This is a genomic window from Aestuariivivens sediminicola (assembly GCF_022662015.1).
Classification (GTDB): Bacteria; Bacteroidota; Bacteroidia; order Flavobacteriales; family Flavobacteriaceae; genus Aestuariivivens; species Aestuariivivens sediminicola.
On the sequence record NZ_JAKMCM010000006.1, the window covers coordinates 90,949 to 107,023 of the forward strand.

A 16,075-nucleotide genomic window follows, 5' to 3' on the forward strand; every position below is an offset into this window, starting at 1 on the left:
AGGTAACACCCGGATCATCATACGCCATTGTATAAAAATCATTCTCGAAAGGGCTCTCATCTGTCTACATATTTTTTACGTTCAATCATATAATACACCAATGGTACTACCAATAGGGTGAGTACGGTGGATACAATGGTACCGCCCATCAGGGAGATGGCCAATCCCTGAAAGATAGGATCAAATAGGATCACGAAGGCCCCGATAACCACGGTGCCCGCGGTTAGGAGAATAGGTGTGGTACGCACCGCACCGGCTTCAATGGCAGCCTGTTTTAGCGACACCCCATCTTCCAGTCGCAGATTGATAAAGTCGATAAGCAATACCGAATTTCTAACCATGATACCTGCCAGTGCAATCATACCGATAAAAGATGTTGCGGTAAAGAAGGCTCCCATGAGCCAGTGTCCCAAAATAATACCAATAAGGGACAAGGGTATGGCCACCATCATGACCACGGGTGCTTTAAAGTTTTGGAACCATCCGACGATTAAGATGTAGATCAATATAATGGCACCTAAAAAGGCGATCCCCAGGTCCCTGAACACCTCAAGGGTAATCTGCCACTCGCCGTCCCATTTTACGGTGTAATCATCCTCGTACTGTGGCTGCCCCAAATACATTTCATTAATCTCATACCCCTCGGGTAATGGGATGTTTTTCAACTTTTCTTCCATTCCCAGAATGGCGTATGCCGGACTTTCCAACGCCCCGGCCATATCGGCCAAAACGTATACTACGCGCTTCTGGTTTTTTCTGTAAATGCTTTTGGCACTCGTCGTTTCTTCAATGGAAACCAAATCGGCAATCGGAACGAGTTCACCTTGCTGAGATTTCACTTTTAACTGTGAAATGTCCGTAATGGTAGATTTTTCTTTTTCATCCAGTGCCAGAACCAAGCCTATTTGATTCACGGCATCTTCATCATACAAAGATGTAATGGGACGATTGGATAGGGCCATGTTCATGGTGTAGGCAATTTGTTTTGGAGCAACACCGTAGAGCATGGCTTTTTCATTATCGATTGTAAACTGATATTCTGTTTGATCTGCCTCTACCATCCAATCGATATCCACGACATCTTCGGTTTGATATAACAGGTCCTGAATGTTGTTTGCAATTTCAATTTGTTTATCGTAATCAGGGCCATAAACCTCTGCAACAATCGTCGATAATACCGGTGGTCCGGGTGGTACTTCTACCACTTTTATATTGGCATTGAATTGCGATGCGATCTTTTGGATATCAGGGCGCAATAATTTGGCGATGGCATGACTTTGATCGGAACGGTCGCTTTTATCTACCAGGTTGACCTGAATATCAGCCATGTTGCTGCCACCCCTAAGGTCGTAATGGCGTACCAGCCCATTGAAGGTAATGGGAGCCGATGTTCCAACATAATTTTGATAGTTCACCACTTCCGGCCGGGTCGATAGGTACTGCGAAATTTCTTTTGCCACCACAGCGGTACGCTCCAGAGTGGTGCCTTCCGGCATGTCAATGACGACCTGGAATTCATTTTTATTATCAAATGGTAACATTTTTACAGCTACTGATTTGGTAAAGAACAGAAGCATAGTCCCCATAAGCAATACAAATGTTAAGCCTAAGAACAACCATCGCTTCTTTCGATTCTCGATGAGGGGACGTTCTAGTTTTTCATAAATCTTGTAAATTCGAGTCGTCTCAAGCGGTTTTTTGTGATCGTCTTTGATTGCTTTTTTATCTTTTTCACGTAAGAAAACAAACCCTAAATAAGGTGTGATGGTCAAGGCGACGAACAGGGACAATATCATGGCTATTGAAGCTCCTATGGGCATCGGTGCCATATAGGGACCCATTAGTCCGGAAACAAAGGCCATTGGCAATACAGACGCAATTACCGTGAACGTGGCCAAGATTGTTGGGTTACCTACTTCATTAATGGCGTATAGCGCCGCCTGTTTAAATGGAAGGCGTTTCATTTTGAAATGCCTGTGCATGTTTTCTGCAATGATAATGGAGTCATCTACTACAATACCGGTAACAAAAACAAGGGCGAATAAGGTAATCCTGTTAAGGGTGTAGTCCAGCATGTAATAGCTCAACAGGGTTAACGCAAAGGTAATGGGCACAGAAAGGAAAACCACCAGTCCGCCACGCCAACCCATGGCCAGCATGACCACCAGTGTTACGGCAATAATGGATCCGATTAAGTGCAATAGTAATTCCGATACCTTATGGGAAGCCGTCTCACCATAGTTCCTGGTCACTTCAACATGAACATCGTCCGGAATCAAAGTTTGTCGCAGATGTTCAACCTTTTCTGTTAATATATCGGCAATTTTCATGGCATCTGCCCCTTTTCGCTTGGCTACGGAAAGGGTTACCGCCGGATATTCCGATGGGTATGCTGACGATTTGTTACTCGCCTTACCAAACCCCAGGCTCACATAGTTTTTGGGAACCTCCGGACCATCAATGATGTTGGCAATTTGTTTTAAATAGATGGGTTGGTTCTTTTGAACACCAACAATGAGGTTTTCTACATCTCCGGCATGTTCCAAAAATTTACCTGTATTGACAACAAATTCGGTATCATTTTTATTGAAGGTGCCTGAGTTCAATTGTGCATTATTGGCCTGAATCATTTCAGAAACCGAAAGAAAATCCAAACCGGATGCAGATAACTTATCTTTGTCCAGAACAATACGGATCTGGCGTTCTCTACCCCCAATTTTATTGGTAATGGCAACATCCTTTACCTTTTTTATTTCAGATTCCAGTTCGAGTGCCAATTGGCCCAATTGATAATCGTCGTAGGTTTCACTCCAGAGGGTCAATCCTAAAATGGGAACATCGTCAATGGCTCGTGTTTTTATTAAGGGAAATGTAACGCCCTCGGGCATTTGATCCATATGCTTGTTAATCTCGTTGTAGAGTTTAACAAAAGACCGTTCAATATCCTCTCCAACAAAGAACTGTACGATCACCATACCTTTTTCTTTCATGGCTGTAGAGTACACGTATTCGACACCTTTAATATTTGAGATTAACTGTTCTAATGGCTCGATGACCCGGGATTCAACCTCTGTCGGGCTCGCACCTGGATATCCCACGAAGATGTCGGCCATGGGCACATCAATCTGTGGTTCTTCCTCACGGGGGATTAAAAAGGAACTATACACCCCAATGACCATGAATACGATCATTAAGAGTATGGTGAGCTTCGACTGAATAAAGCCTTTAGCTATTTTTCCTGCAATACCTTCTTTCATAATTTCGGGATTATTTTACCGTTACTTTCACACCATTATACAGTTTGCCCTCAGCCGATACAATGTAGGTCTCATTGGGATTCAGGCCCGAAAGTACTTCCACCTGATCGCCAAAGGTTCTGCCTAATCGCAACCAACGCAGAATGGCTGTCTGACTTTGACTCACGGTATAGACACCCGATAGCTGTCCACGATCCACTATGGCTGATTTTGGAATTAATACCATTTGCGCATTTACCTTTTTTTCAACCGGGAATACAACGGTGGCAAACATTCCGGAGAGAATCGGAGTCTCGGATGCATCTAAATCTATTTTTACCAGATACTGTCCGCCCGTATTTCTTGCAGATGTACTTATTTCTGTAACCACACCAGATATCTTTTCTTTAAGCGACTTTACCATGACCTGTACCCTGGTCGCGTTTTTAATTTGAGAGATCTCCGTTTCAGGTACCATGGCAATGACCTCAAATCCTTCTGGATTTTCAATTGAAATTAAAAGCTGTCCCGGATTGGCCATATCTCCTTTTTCAACGGTTTTATGCGTCACTACACCACTAAATGGAGCTGTAATGTTTGTATAAGCGAATTGTGCATCAATCTCATTTTTCATTTGTTCCGCAGCTTCCAATCGTGCCTTGGCCATTTCGTATCGTGTGGTCATATCATCCAATTCCTTCTGCGATGCACTTTGATCTGTGAATAAATTCTTAAAACGCTGGTAATCCTTCTCAGCGTTGTCAAAGGCGGCCCTGGCCTCTGTAATAGAGGCATCGACCTGAGCTTTTCTCGCTTGAAGATCTGCATTATTGATCTTCACCAGAAGTTGTCCTTTTCGAACCTTCTCTCCAACACGCACCGGAACACGCTCCACAAAACCCATCATCTTGGTGCTTAAATCTGCCGTATTTTTTGCCTTGATCTTACCACTAACGGTCAGAAAACCGTGTTCGCCATTGGCGTCCGCCTGGCTTACCGTAACGGGAATACCTTCGGTATCATCGGTGTTGTTCTTTTGGTTGTCTCCACCACAACTGTTAAGTAACAGGGTTGTGATGACTATTAAGGGGAGGTATATTTTTCTTATCATGGTCATGGTGTTTTTATAATTATGTTGAGGGACAACTCGGGCGATCTAAAATCTCCATTCACTTTTTTAGCGTGATCGCGTGGGTTATTCCCTGGTTAAAAATTCTAAATAGTTGAGTGCATAATTGTATTCAAATATGGTCTGATAATATTCTAATTGCTTTTGCGCATATTGTGTTTCTGCCATCAACAGATCTGATGTTTTTTCCAGGCCCTCTTTAAACCTGTTGGTGCGAATTCTTAAGGATTCTTCGGACTGCTTCAAAGCCAGGGCCGTGAGATCCAGTTTATTTTTGGCATCGATAAACATGCGTTGTGCTTTATTGAATTCCAGTTTGCTTTTCGAGAGGTATTGGTCGTATTGTAATTTCGACTTCTCAAATTCGGCTTTACTTTTCTGGGCTTTTCCAAATCGTTTTGATCCCTGGAAGATATCCCAGCTTAGTTTGGCCCCAATCACGTAACCATTGGCGTCGGCCTGGAACATATCGTCGTCGTATAACTGATAACTTCCGAAGGCATTTAATCGCGGGAGAAACGCCATGTTATCGGCTTTGTTCATAGCTTCGAGCGCCTGTGTACCCAACTGCATGGCTTTAATATCGCTGCGGTTTTCCGAAACGGTTTTGTTGCTATCGAACATGCTGTTAACCGTTAAACTAACGGTAGGGCGAAAGCGCAGGAAGCTGTCGTCATTCATTAAAAACGAGATATAATTTGAGGCGTTATTGATGTTGCTTTCGGCATGTTGTAACTGATTTTTAACGTCATTAAGTCGCACCTCGACGTTCAAGACATCTGCACGCTGCAAGAGGCCCTGCCTGAAGCCATTGTCGGCCAGTTTCTTGTTGGCTTTTGCAGCTTCATAAGCTTTGTTAAGAACATCAACTATCTTATAAGCCAATTGCAGCTGCATGTAGGCATTCGACACTTCAAATTCCAAAAAGTCGGCCGTACGTTGTCTTTTTAACGACATGGCCTCCATTTTGGATTTAGCTGCAGCACGGTGATAAAAACCGTCTACATTGATGAGGGGTTGTTGTATTTCAAAGGTTGTCGCAAAATTTTGTATCTGATCAGGGTCATTCAATAAGGCTGGATCAAAATCGTTCTGCGTCAAAATTTCCTGGTTTAATTTTGAACCAAAGGCCATGAGCGGGTTCGTGGTTGAAATACCGGTATAACTCGCCGAGATATTGGGTAGAAAGATCGCATTGGTCTGTCTGTATTCTGCCCTCGCCTGATTAAATTCCTCGATCGAAATTTTAATGGTCGTGTTGTTCTCTGAAACAGAGGCCATGACGTCCTGCCTGGAAATGGGGACGCTCTCCTGTCCAAACATCGAAAATGTTCCTGTAAAGAATAGGGATGTTATGAATGTTCTAAGTATCATTTTATATTAATTTCAGGGCAAAAGTAGCCTTAGAAATGTTTGTGTCGAGTAACAAATGTTACCCAAAAAAAAAGCACTCTTTAATAAGAGTGCTCAAAACCAACCAATAATCACCTAGTAACAGCGCTCACGGTTCTGGGACAAAATGCTTTCATATGCATCCTGACTTAAATATTGAGGGGTATAGGTGCCCAAATTATTTTCAATACCAAAGACAAAACTTTTTAAATGATTTCGAGAACCACATTGTAGTCTTTCGAAGACCGTTATGATCGCCGGGTTTGTTGTGGCGTCCATATAGTTTTGTAAGTCTACTATATCGAGATCTTCAATTGTTGCGCCTATTTTCAATGCACTGACGACATCCGTGGTACCCTCAACTACAAATGTGTCATACAGCTGCTGTAAGGTATCATCTTTAAATTGACCCGGTGGCAAAATGGTATATTCTATATTATTTTGGATCATTAAATTTTCTATGGCATCCATGTGGGTCTGTTCACTGCTTTTAATATTTTTAAATTGATTTACGGACCATAGGGATCCTAAATAACTGTACGTGTCTCGAGCTAGTTTTTCTTCTTCCAGCATGAACTGTAAGGCTTTGATCTCTTCCTGAGTGACATCTTGCACCACCAAAGTATCACTAGCGAGTTCGTTTTGATTGTCATCGCAAGCATAGACCAAGGACATTAACAACAGCATAAATAGGGTTGTAACTGAGGTATATCTTAAATTTTTCATGATATTGGATTTTAAATGATATACAAATTTCAGAAATTAAAAAGCCATTCTCGGTGACTCATGTTACACAGGGCGCAGGTTGTGGATTGAAGATAACACCGATTTCTTGGAGGTGGGTTAAGGAAGGGAGGCCACGAGTACGAATCCGCACCAGCAACAAAGGGTATTGGAAAGCGCTCCAATTTACATCAGGCCGTAAATTAAACCTTTGTCATTTTAATAAAAAGTTCGTTTCCGAATCTGCTTTCTATGGAATTGTAACAGGTTTCAAAAACACCAATGTTATAGAGGGGTTTAAAATAATCCAGGTATTCCGCCCTGGTCCCGCCAAAGGGTGGCCTGTCACTATTTAATGGCGCATCAAAGAGCAAGCCTACCAATTTTCCATTCGTTTCGAGTAACTCGTGAGACTTTTGTGCGTATAAGGGTCTTAACTGAGGATCGATAGCACAGAAAAACGTCTGTTCTATGATGAGGTCAAAACGGCCTTTTAAATCGAAAAAATCACCATGTATTAATTGCGATAACGGATACTCCGGAACCCTCTCCTTAATGTTATCCAAAGCAATAGTGGAGAGGTCTACCACCGAGGTGTTTTTAAATCCGATGGTAAAGAGGTACTCGGCTTCATAGGAATTACCCCCGCCGGGAATCAGAATTTTAAGATCTTTGTCAGTTAGTTGATCGAAATACCCTTTCAGGGGTGGTGAAACCTGACCTAAATCCCAGCCCGTATCGTGGTTCAGATAGCGGTTGTTCCAAAAGGATTCTGATAAATTCATCAACTATACACTGCTTATAACTTGAATGATATCGTTTTTTTGAACAACGCCAGACTGTCTCCACACCTGTTTGCCATGTTTAAAAAGGATCAGGGTGGGCACACCGCGTACCTGATAAGTGGCAGCCAATTTTTGATTTTTATCAACATCAATCTTGATGATGGACACGCGTTCATTGAGCGTTTTTTTAACCTCTTGTAATATGGGAGCCATCATTTTGCAAGGGCCACACCATTCGGCAAAAAAATCAACTAAAACGGGTTTGTCCTGATTGATGATTTCTGAAAATGAAGCCATAACATCATAAATTTAATAGGTGTGTTTTATACAAAAATACAGATTTGAAAATCAAAATATTCTGTTTTTGAAGATCAATTTACACCCTTTTTATTTTAACTGAAATGACCCCGTCAGGCCATCAGCGGAACTCGTACCCACCATGACATCAAACATGCCGGATTCCACTTTATAGTCCCCATTTGGATCATAGAATCCGAGTTCTTTATCCGTTAGTTCGAATGTCACGGTTTGTGATGTCTTCGCTTTTAAGGCTATTTTTTCAAAACCCTTTAGTTCTTTAACCGGACGTACAATTGAGGCTGCCTTATCGTTGATGTAGAGCTGAACGACTTCTTCCCCGTCCGTATCACTTACATTAGAGACCTGCACCGCCACCTTAATACGCTTTTGATCTGAATCATCGATGACCAAATTGCTGTAATCAAATTTGGAATAGCTCAGACCATAACCAAAGGGGTAAAGCGGCGTCCTGTCCTCATCGATATAACGTGAAAAGAACACTTCATTCCTTGGTCCCGGTCTGCCGGTTCTAAAATAATTGTAATAAATAGGGCACTGTCCTACACTTCGGGGAAAGGACATGGGTAATTTTCCGGATGGATTATACCTCCCAAACAAGATGTCAGCCACAGCATGTCCTGATTGGGTTCCCAATTGCCAGGCTTCAACAATAGCCGGGATGTGTTCGGCAGCCCATGGAATGGCCAATGGCCGGCCATTCATTAAAACAAGAACAATATTCTTATTCACTTCGTAAACCGCCTCCAGCAGGTCCTGCTGCACACCGGGGATATCGATTTGGGTTCTGCTTCTGGCCTCTCCGGACATCATGCCATGTTCTCCTAAGACCATAATAACGATCTCAGCGTTTTTGGCCAGAGTGACAGCTTCCTTAAACCCGCTCTTGTCAGAGGTGTTGATGGTCAGATCCTGGTTAAATACCTCGATTCCCGTAGACAGGTCGGCACCTTTGGCATAGGTGTACGTGCAATAGGTATCAAGCCCCTCAAGGACGGACACGGCAGTGTTATTATCGGAACCCAATCGCCAGTTACCCAAAGGGCTGTTCTTGTCGGAGGCCAAGGTTCCGATTACGGCAATACCCTTTTGATCTCGTTTTAAGGGCAACAGATCGCCTTCGTTTTTCAGGAGTACAATGGACTTTCTGGCCATATCCAATACAGCCTCCAAATGATCGGGGTGATAGAGCAGCTCTTTTTCACGTTCTTCGTTGCAATATTTATAGGGATCATCAAATAATCCCAATTCGTATTTTACGGTCAGGATCCGTCGCACCGCCTCATCGATCTTATCCTCCGATACCAGGCCTTCTTCAACCAGATCCGCCAAATGGGTAACATAGGCGTAGGATTCCATATCCATATCCGAACCTGCATTGGCTGCTATCATAGCCGTTTCTTTTAAATTCGCCGCCATACCATGGGATTCAATTTCTTTAATACTGCCCCAATCGGAAATCACGAAACCATCAAAGCCCCATCGCCCTTTTAAAATATCCCTTTGTAAAAATGCATTGCCGGTTGATGGCACACCATTCATGATGTTGAATGCATTCATTACCGTTTTAACATTGGCCTCTTCAACAGCAGCCTTAAAAGGAGGAAGGACCACATTGAACAGGGTTGAGGTACTCATATCAACCGTATTGTATTCCTTACCTGCCTCAGAAAAGCCATAGCCGGCGAGGTGCTTGGCACAGGCCGCCAGTGTATGTACGGATGACAGGTCATTACCTTGAAAGCCGTTCACTCGCGCAACGCCGATTTGAGTTCCCAGATAGGGATCTTCACCACTCCCTTCCATAACACGACCCCAGCGTGCATCCCGTGTAATATCGATCATAGGGGCGAAGGTCCAGTTAATACCCATGGCTGCCGCTTCGGTTGCGGCAACTTCCGCCGATCTACGGATGGCTTCGAGATCCCAGCTTGCAGCCTCCGCCAGGGGAATAGGAGCCAGGGTCTTATGACCGTGAATCACGTCGAAACCAAAAATCAATGGAATTCCCAAACGCGAATTTTCAACCGCCAATTTTTGAAATTCCCTGACTTCTTTTACGCCGTTTACATTCAGCATGGAACCAACAAGTCCTTTTTTGAGATGTTCATACTTCAGCTTTAGCTTTCCGTCGCTGGGTGCCGGGCCGGTAACGTCGTAAAAACTGCTGTATTGATTCATCTGTCCGACTTTCTCCTCTAAGGTCATTCGACTTAAAAGGGCCTCAACTTTTTGAGCGATGCCATCATCAGGCTGAACCGTATGTTCAGGTCTGCAGCTCTGAAAAAGAAAGGTGCTTAAGAGGGCGTATAGAATTATTTTAATCTGGTTCATAGTCTTAGAAATTAGTACTGGTTAAGATGGTTACTATGGGTACAAAACGAATTTGACCGGACAATCTGGGAAGTGAACTAAGATATAAAAAAAAGGATAATGATAGCAGCATGGCATTTGAGATCTCTCATGGCTGTTTCCAACCATACCTGAACCACAGGGGTAAAGCATTTGATCAGAAAATTTTAAGGGGCATTAAAATATGGTCTCAAAGCATTTCGTTTCAGGAACAGATTTAAATTGCCATGTCATGGTAACCGTATCATCTAAGGTTCATTTTCATTCGTGATTTTGTGCTTGAACTTGTTATACAAGAACGAAATGATGAGTAACAGGATGCCCAGGGAAACAAATACAATGGTTTTGGAGATGGTATTTAAATGAGCGATATCATACAGGAATAACTTCAACAGTGTCACGGAAAATAAGGTAATCGCCGCAATACGCAGGTGCTTTTTTGTTTTCCATATCCCCAGAGAAATCAAGATTAATGAATAGACACCCCAGAGAATGCTCAGACCCAGTTTGTAAGATGTTTCAGAATGGGCCATATCCAGCCAGTGGATCAACTCACTACTGGCAATCCAGATAATCGTGGTGTAGATCAGGATGTCAAAGGCTAATTTATAATCCACCTTCATAAATTCCCGGTGTATATATTTATAACATGCAAACAAGGCCACACCAAGGAAGATAAAAGAGAGGTATCTTATAATTATATGATGATAGCCCATAGGTTCATACATTAAATAGCTGTCGCGCAACAGGCTTATGGTGTAAAGCCCCTGAGTCAGGAAAACCAGAATGGCCAATCCAATGAGTCCGATATTAATCTGACCCAACAGCCTGTTTTTTATTTTATATATGTTCACGAACGACAGGATAGAAACAAATAACAGGGAGTAGTTAAGTACCCAAATGGTTTTAAACTTGAGTACATCGAAATTAGGACCCGTTAAATAGTGATCTACCTGTTCCCGTGTATCCTGATAGAGAACGTACCAATAATTTTCCAATTCCAGTCTGAAGGTAAAATAGATCGTACCTATGAGAACGGCAGGTATTAGAAAGGAAGTGATTTCCAATAACTGACGCTCTACGGCGGACTTGTATTTTTTATTCGCATCCAAAACAGAAATAAAGAGCAGCCCTGCAATAAATAAAAGCGATGTGAGGAATTGCGGGTTTAAGAAGGGTCTTAATTTCGTGTCGTTCCAATAATTTGTGTAATTTACGGTCCAGTCCTGAACCAAACTTAAGGTGGCCAACACCATTAGCCCGTATCCGATATTTTCATAGACAGCCCTGTTTTTTGTTCTTCCGATCCAGAACAGTAATGCCGCCTCACCAATCCATAAAAGGGTAACCCAATTGCCGTCTAATTGGACCGGAATGGCTATGGTGATAAACAGCAGTACCAGTCCCGAAACCAAATAGAATAAATTTCTGTCGCCTAACTTTTGTTTGTAGATAATGAGACTCACGACAGCGTGCAGTAGGCCGTTGCCCAGGGTAAATAAGCCCAGTAAATTGCCACCCATGTCCGGATGATCCAGAATATCATAACCGAAACCATAGAATATAAAGGAATTTGCCAGCAATAATAAAATATCCATGACATCGAATTTTTCCTTTTGAATAAGTTTAAATGCTAAAAACGTAGCATAAAATAGGGTAAAGAATAGGAAAATAAAGATGAGGGCCATGGGGACGTCTATTTCACTACTGATGAATGTACTTGTCGCATACCAGGTTGAAAAGATAAGCCATGTCAGTGCGAAAGAGGAAATGTAAAGCCCCTTCCAATATTTTTTAAAGGCTATCACCAGAATACCGATATTAATAATGAGCATATAACTGAAAAGAAAGCTTGGGTCTTCTGCCGTGTCGCCTAATAAGAAGGGTACCGCATAAGCACCGACCAGGCCGATGTGGGCAATGATCTGTTTGCTGTATTTTAAGGCAAAAAACACTGTAAAAACAGTAAAGACCAACATTAAGCAAAAGGCAATTACCTCAGGAAACAGGTCGTATAATACATAGGCGAGATAGGTTATAACGTATAGAATGGCCATGGCCCCACTGACCAGTACAGCACTGAAATTCAGATATTTTCGTTTGAGTCTGATGCCGAATGCTAAGAGCCCCAGCCCGACCAGGTAGCCTAAAATAATTCGTGTTAAGGGGCTTATCAGGTCGTTCTCTATAGTATATTTTGCACCGATGCCTACGCCAAGAATGAGGATGATGATACCAATCTTATTGATAAGGTTTTCACCAATGAATTTTTCCAGGTTAGTGCTGCTTTTTTCTTCTTTTTGTGTATCGGCACTTGCGCTTTGCGCCGGAGGGCTCTCTTTAACCATTTGAGGTGCCGCCTTGACCACTTCGGGTGTTTTAGGTACCGCCTTGATAGCTTCAGTTGTCTTAGTTACTGCCTGTTCTGCTTTTTTTAGGGGAAGGATAATCCATAGAAGCAAATAGACCAAAATACCGACACAAAATAACAATGAAAGTAGGATCCAAATGAATCGCAGCACAAACAGGTTTATCTTGTAATACTCGGCCATCCCGGAACAGACGCCTCCCAGAATTTTACTTCTTCGTGACCTGGTGAGTTTTCTGGATGATGTCTCCTGACGCCGAGCAGGTTGCTCCTTAAGGATAGGGGGTTCGACGGGTTGTTCTTCAATGGGTTCTTCCTCTTCTACGGGTGCTCTGGAAATATCCGATTTTAATTCGTTTATTTCTGATCTCAGGGTATTCAGTTCTCGAGAGAAGCGGTCTTGTTTCTCAAGGAGTGATTCCAGTTTTTGAAGAAGGGCGTTGAGACGGTCATGATGCTCAGTCATTTAGTGTATGATTTCAGCCAATACAAGAAGAAAGGCCCGGCGTTAGTTGCGAACTAATTTAGTAAAAAAATGAATGCCTGAGGTTTTAAAATTTCATGCGCAGGAAAAATGGTTTTTATGCCTATGTTTTTCCGATTCTGTGCTTACGTCTTTCGAATTTTATGCGCATATTTTTTAAGCCCTGTAAACACTGGTGTTTCCGGAGGTTTTTAAGCCATTTAAGATACAGGTTCTAATTTTCCGTTTTTAAATTCCAGGTGGTAGGTTGCTCCGTTTTCCGTGAATGCAATCGCAAATTCAGAACTATAGGCTTTGTCGCTGGTGGGGTACCAGTCTTTAACCTGTTTGTTTATACAGATAAACAGGCCCTGTTCATCTCCGATGGCACAAAACCGTTCAAATCCCCCATCATAGATCCCCAGTTTAACAATCTCGATTAACTGGTTATAGATAGGTTCTATAGCATTAACCGCAAGTCCGATTTCCGATAGGTTCAACAAGGCATGCGCGCTGAACAGGCTCGTGCTTTGGTTTTTAAGATTTTTACGGGCGATGAGTTCTACAATATTTTTGTCCGCATCGTAAAAGTAAATGGCCCTGGCATTCCAGGACTTAAAATCCTGGATGTCCCGAGTCCCGTCTTTTAGGATTTCAACCCGCTGTTTTAACCAGGCCAGGGCTTCGTTCTCCTGGTTACAGGGAATGTTTATCGCGAAGTGATAGGGCTGAAAATCTTTGCGCTCCACGAATTTAAGTCGTGATTGTCCAATTCGGAATACAGTGTGTACATCGGATTGTTCGACTATTTCTAATCCGATGGTCTTTGCGTAAAAATCGGTCTGCTTTGATACATCAGAGCAGTATAATTTTAATTCGTTGATGGTCATTCTTTAGAAAGTAGCTATGGTTTTAGGTATAGTTTTAGATTTGTTGACGCCATTTTTTTTGGTGTTGTACCAAGTGATTTATCCGTTAATTCTCAGTGTACTCAATTTCTAGGTCCGATAATTACCCGGTTTTGACATAAGGTCTTTAAGTTCAGTAAGGTGTTTTTCATAAATTTCTCGAGGGGAAACATTTCGTTTAACGCAAATCGAGGCGGCTTTGCCGACAATTTCTCCCATCATCCCTGTGGTCCTCATTACCCTAACGGGTCCTAAGCCTGATTTCGTTACACTGATATCGCGACCTGCCATAAAAAGATTTTTAATATTCCTACTGTAGAGCGTACGATAGGGTGCCCAGAATAACCCACCATATTTGTATTTCTCCCCACGGGTATAGTCAGATACAAATTCGTTTCCTTCGAATCCGGTCTGATATTCCTTTTTCGGTGTATGAATATCAACATGCCAGGAGCAGGGGAAGGCCGGATCGTCAAATGTGCGTTGCTGTTTAAAATCTTTTGCATCTAATATGACATCTCCCATCAGACGTCGGGATTCACGCTTACCGGCAATAAATGCGGACCAACCCAGTCTGTGGTGAGGATACATTCCATCTATATTTTTAAGCGTGTCCCAGGCGCCATACATCGCTCTAAAATTGTGATCGCGTATGAGTTCTATCTCAGTAACCTGGTTCTTGTTGAATCCGCTCTCCCAATACCACATATTAGCAAAAGCATCAAGCCCTTCACGATGAAATGTTTTCACGCCTTTTCTACCCGGAAATGGTTTGTCAGAGAGGTCTAATGCCCACGGACACCGCGGAAAAGGTTGTTCAATTTCTCCAATTTCACACTTCATAGCTAAAGCGCTTTTATCTTTACATTCACAAGCCAATACTTCTTCCGGGTTAGAGGCATCAAGTACGTTAAAAAGGTTGCTGCTTCCCATGAGATTTTTGACTTCATATTCATAATCTGCACCTGCTTTAAATCCGATAGTAGCATCACCTGTACAATCTGCGAAAAATTTGCCTTTTAACCTCGTCTGTCGTGCAGATATAGTGCTTTGAATTATAATAGCATCAATCTCTTTTTCAGTGGTTTCAACGTTTATTGCCCTATGGTTGATGAATAGGGTTATGTTCGGTTCCGCTTTCACAACCTTCAGTTTCAAGGCATCATCATAATATCTGGAATTAACACCATTTAGAACCTGTCCCGGTTCTTTCTTTATCGGAGGGAGAATTTCGTTAACAATATCACCAATATGAACGTATGGACTTTGATTCGTTTTTCCTTCCGGCCAAACACGTACCTCAGAACTCGCATTTCCTCCAAGTACCGGTCTGTCTTGAATTAGTGCTACCTTTATTCCATTTCTTGCAGCCGATATTGCTGCACAGGTGCCTGCCAATCCCCCGCCTGTTACCACGAGATCATAAACACCTCCATCATCTGGTGTATCAGGTAAACCTAATAACTTGCGACGAAATTTAGTAAGCGCTTCAACATCATTCACAGGTTTAAAGTCCAGGTCTTTACAAAACAATATGGCCTCACATCGGCCCTCAAAACCAGTGAGGTCATGCAAAGCTATTGAGGCTTCTTTCCCTACTTGCGCTATCCCTCCATCATGCCAATGCCATTCAGCTCCTTTAGTACCAAAAGTCTCTTCAAGAGGTGCATCATTTATAAGAACCTGAAATTTACCTGGCGCACCCGGGGCATTCCATGGGGCCACCCAATCACGCGTTCGAACCCAAACGCGATATTTTCCCGAAGAGGGAAAGCTGATACGCGTTTTTGCGTCTTCAACAGGGATGCCTAAACCATGTGCAAGCAAATAGGGAGATCCCATCTGACCCATGGATTGTTGATCTAAATCCCATCCCCCAAAATCTGCAAATTGTTCCGCTTCTATAAAAACAAACTCCTCTGAAGTTCCATTTCTGTTTGAATTTAAACATGATGATACCCCACCGGCTAATAAAAACAAACTAGAATTTGCTATGGTTCCAATAAATTGTCTTCTTTTCATATTTAGTGTAGGTCATGTGGTACAACGAAGTTATTAAATTAATTTGGAACTGGTGTTTAGGAGTATTTATCCGAAAGGAACCGGATAAAAATCGATATTAACCTCATCGGAATCAATCTGACACTTCGCAAATATTGCTACTACAGTTGTTATGAATACTAACAAAGACTTATATCTGATTACTATTTTGAAAATGCCAGATGGTTGTTTCATCGAATAAGTGCATAGATCAAATCGCTCATACAGATCTGTTGTATTTAAAATTAATATAATAAATCAGGTTTACCAATGTTATGTAAAAATGTTTCACCACATAATTTAATAAGATTCTATTTTAATGGATCATACATTTCAAAACTTCATTAGAGCGTGGTAAATG

General features: G+C 42.2%; 10 protein-coding genes. All 10 read right to left on the reverse strand.

The window, feature by feature from the left end:
* Positions 1–56 precede the first annotated feature (56 nt).
* On the reverse strand, positions 57–3,257 hold the full coding sequence (locus tag MR041_RS13275; protein ID WP_242094690.1) for an efflux RND transporter permease subunit: 3,201 nt from the start codon (positions 3,255–3,257) through the stop codon (positions 57–59).
* Between the two features lie 10 nt (positions 3,258–3,267).
* On the reverse strand, positions 3,268–4,347 hold the full coding sequence (locus MR041_RS13280) for an efflux RND transporter periplasmic adaptor subunit (RefSeq protein ID WP_242094692.1): 1,080 nt from the start codon (positions 4,345–4,347) through the stop codon (positions 3,268–3,270).
* 84 nt (positions 4,348–4,431) lie between these two features.
* Positions 4,432–5,739, reverse strand: coding sequence for a TolC family protein (locus tag MR041_RS13285; RefSeq protein ID WP_242094693.1), 1,308 nt, complete (start codon positions 5,737–5,739; stop codon positions 4,432–4,434).
* Positions 5,740–5,853: 114 nt separating this feature from the next.
* Positions 5,854–6,483: a DUF2202 domain-containing protein gene (locus MR041_RS13290; RefSeq protein WP_242094695.1), complete on the reverse strand. Its 630-nt coding sequence runs from the start codon at positions 6,481–6,483 to the stop codon at positions 5,854–5,856.
* 200 nt (positions 6,484–6,683) lie between these two features.
* Positions 6,684–7,265, reverse strand: a complete 582-nt coding sequence (locus MR041_RS13295) for a TPMT family class I SAM-dependent methyltransferase (protein WP_242094697.1) — start codon at positions 7,263–7,265, stop codon at positions 6,684–6,686.
* Positions 7,266–7,268: 3 nt separating this feature from the next.
* Positions 7,269–7,562, reverse strand: coding sequence for a thioredoxin (gene trxA / locus MR041_RS13300; RefSeq protein ID WP_242094699.1), 294 nt, complete (start codon positions 7,560–7,562; stop codon positions 7,269–7,271).
* 90 nt (positions 7,563–7,652) lie between these two features.
* Entirely contained in the window at positions 7,653–9,917 is a 2,265-nt protein-coding gene (bglX, locus tag MR041_RS13305; protein WP_242094701.1) for a beta-glucosidase BglX, read from the reverse strand.
* 266 nt (positions 9,918–10,183) lie between these two features.
* Positions 10,184–12,769, reverse strand: coding sequence for a DUF2339 domain-containing protein (locus MR041_RS13310; protein ID WP_242094703.1), 2,586 nt, complete (start codon positions 12,767–12,769; stop codon positions 10,184–10,186).
* A gap of 218 nt (positions 12,770–12,987) precedes the next feature.
* On the reverse strand, positions 12,988–13,656 hold the full coding sequence (locus tag MR041_RS13315; protein ID WP_242094704.1) for a VOC family protein: 669 nt from the start codon (positions 13,654–13,656) through the stop codon (positions 12,988–12,990).
* 108 nt (positions 13,657–13,764) lie between these two features.
* Entirely contained in the window at positions 13,765–15,696 is a 1,932-nt protein-coding gene (locus tag MR041_RS13320; RefSeq protein ID WP_242094706.1) for an FAD-dependent oxidoreductase, read from the reverse strand.
* Between the last annotated feature and the right edge of the window lie 379 nt (positions 15,697–16,075).

Excerpts from the sequence above, each read along its gene's own strand:
- MR041_RS13275 (WP_242094690.1), bottom strand. The coding sequence starts at position 3,257 with ATGAAAGAAGGTATTGCAGGAAAAATAGCTAAAGGCTTTATTCAGTCG.
- MR041_RS13280 (WP_242094692.1), bottom strand. The coding sequence starts at position 4,347 with ATGATAAGAAAAATATACCTCCCCTTAATAGTCATCACAACCCTGTTA.
- MR041_RS13285 (WP_242094693.1), bottom strand. The coding sequence starts at position 5,739 with ATGATACTTAGAACATTCATAACATCCCTATTCTTTACAGGAACATTT.
- MR041_RS13290 (WP_242094695.1), bottom strand. The coding sequence starts at position 6,483 with ATGAAAAATTTAAGATATACCTCAGTTACAACCCTATTTATGCTGTTG.
- MR041_RS13295 (WP_242094697.1), bottom strand. The coding sequence starts at position 7,265 with ATGAATTTATCAGAATCCTTTTGGAACAACCGCTATCTGAACCACGAT.
- trxA (WP_242094699.1), bottom strand. The coding sequence starts at position 7,562 with ATGGCTTCATTTTCAGAAATCATCAATCAGGACAAACCCGTTTTAGTT.
- bglX (WP_242094701.1), bottom strand. The coding sequence starts at position 9,917 with ATGAACCAGATTAAAATAATTCTATACGCCCTCTTAAGCACCTTTCTT.
- MR041_RS13310 (WP_242094703.1), bottom strand. The coding sequence starts at position 12,769 with ATGACTGAGCATCATGACCGTCTCAACGCCCTTCTTCAAAAACTGGAA.
- MR041_RS13315 (WP_242094704.1), bottom strand. The coding sequence starts at position 13,656 with ATGACCATCAACGAATTAAAATTATACTGCTCTGATGTATCAAAGCAG.
- MR041_RS13320 (WP_242094706.1), bottom strand. The coding sequence starts at position 15,696 with ATGAAAAGAAGACAATTTATTGGAACCATAGCAAATTCTAGTTTGTTT.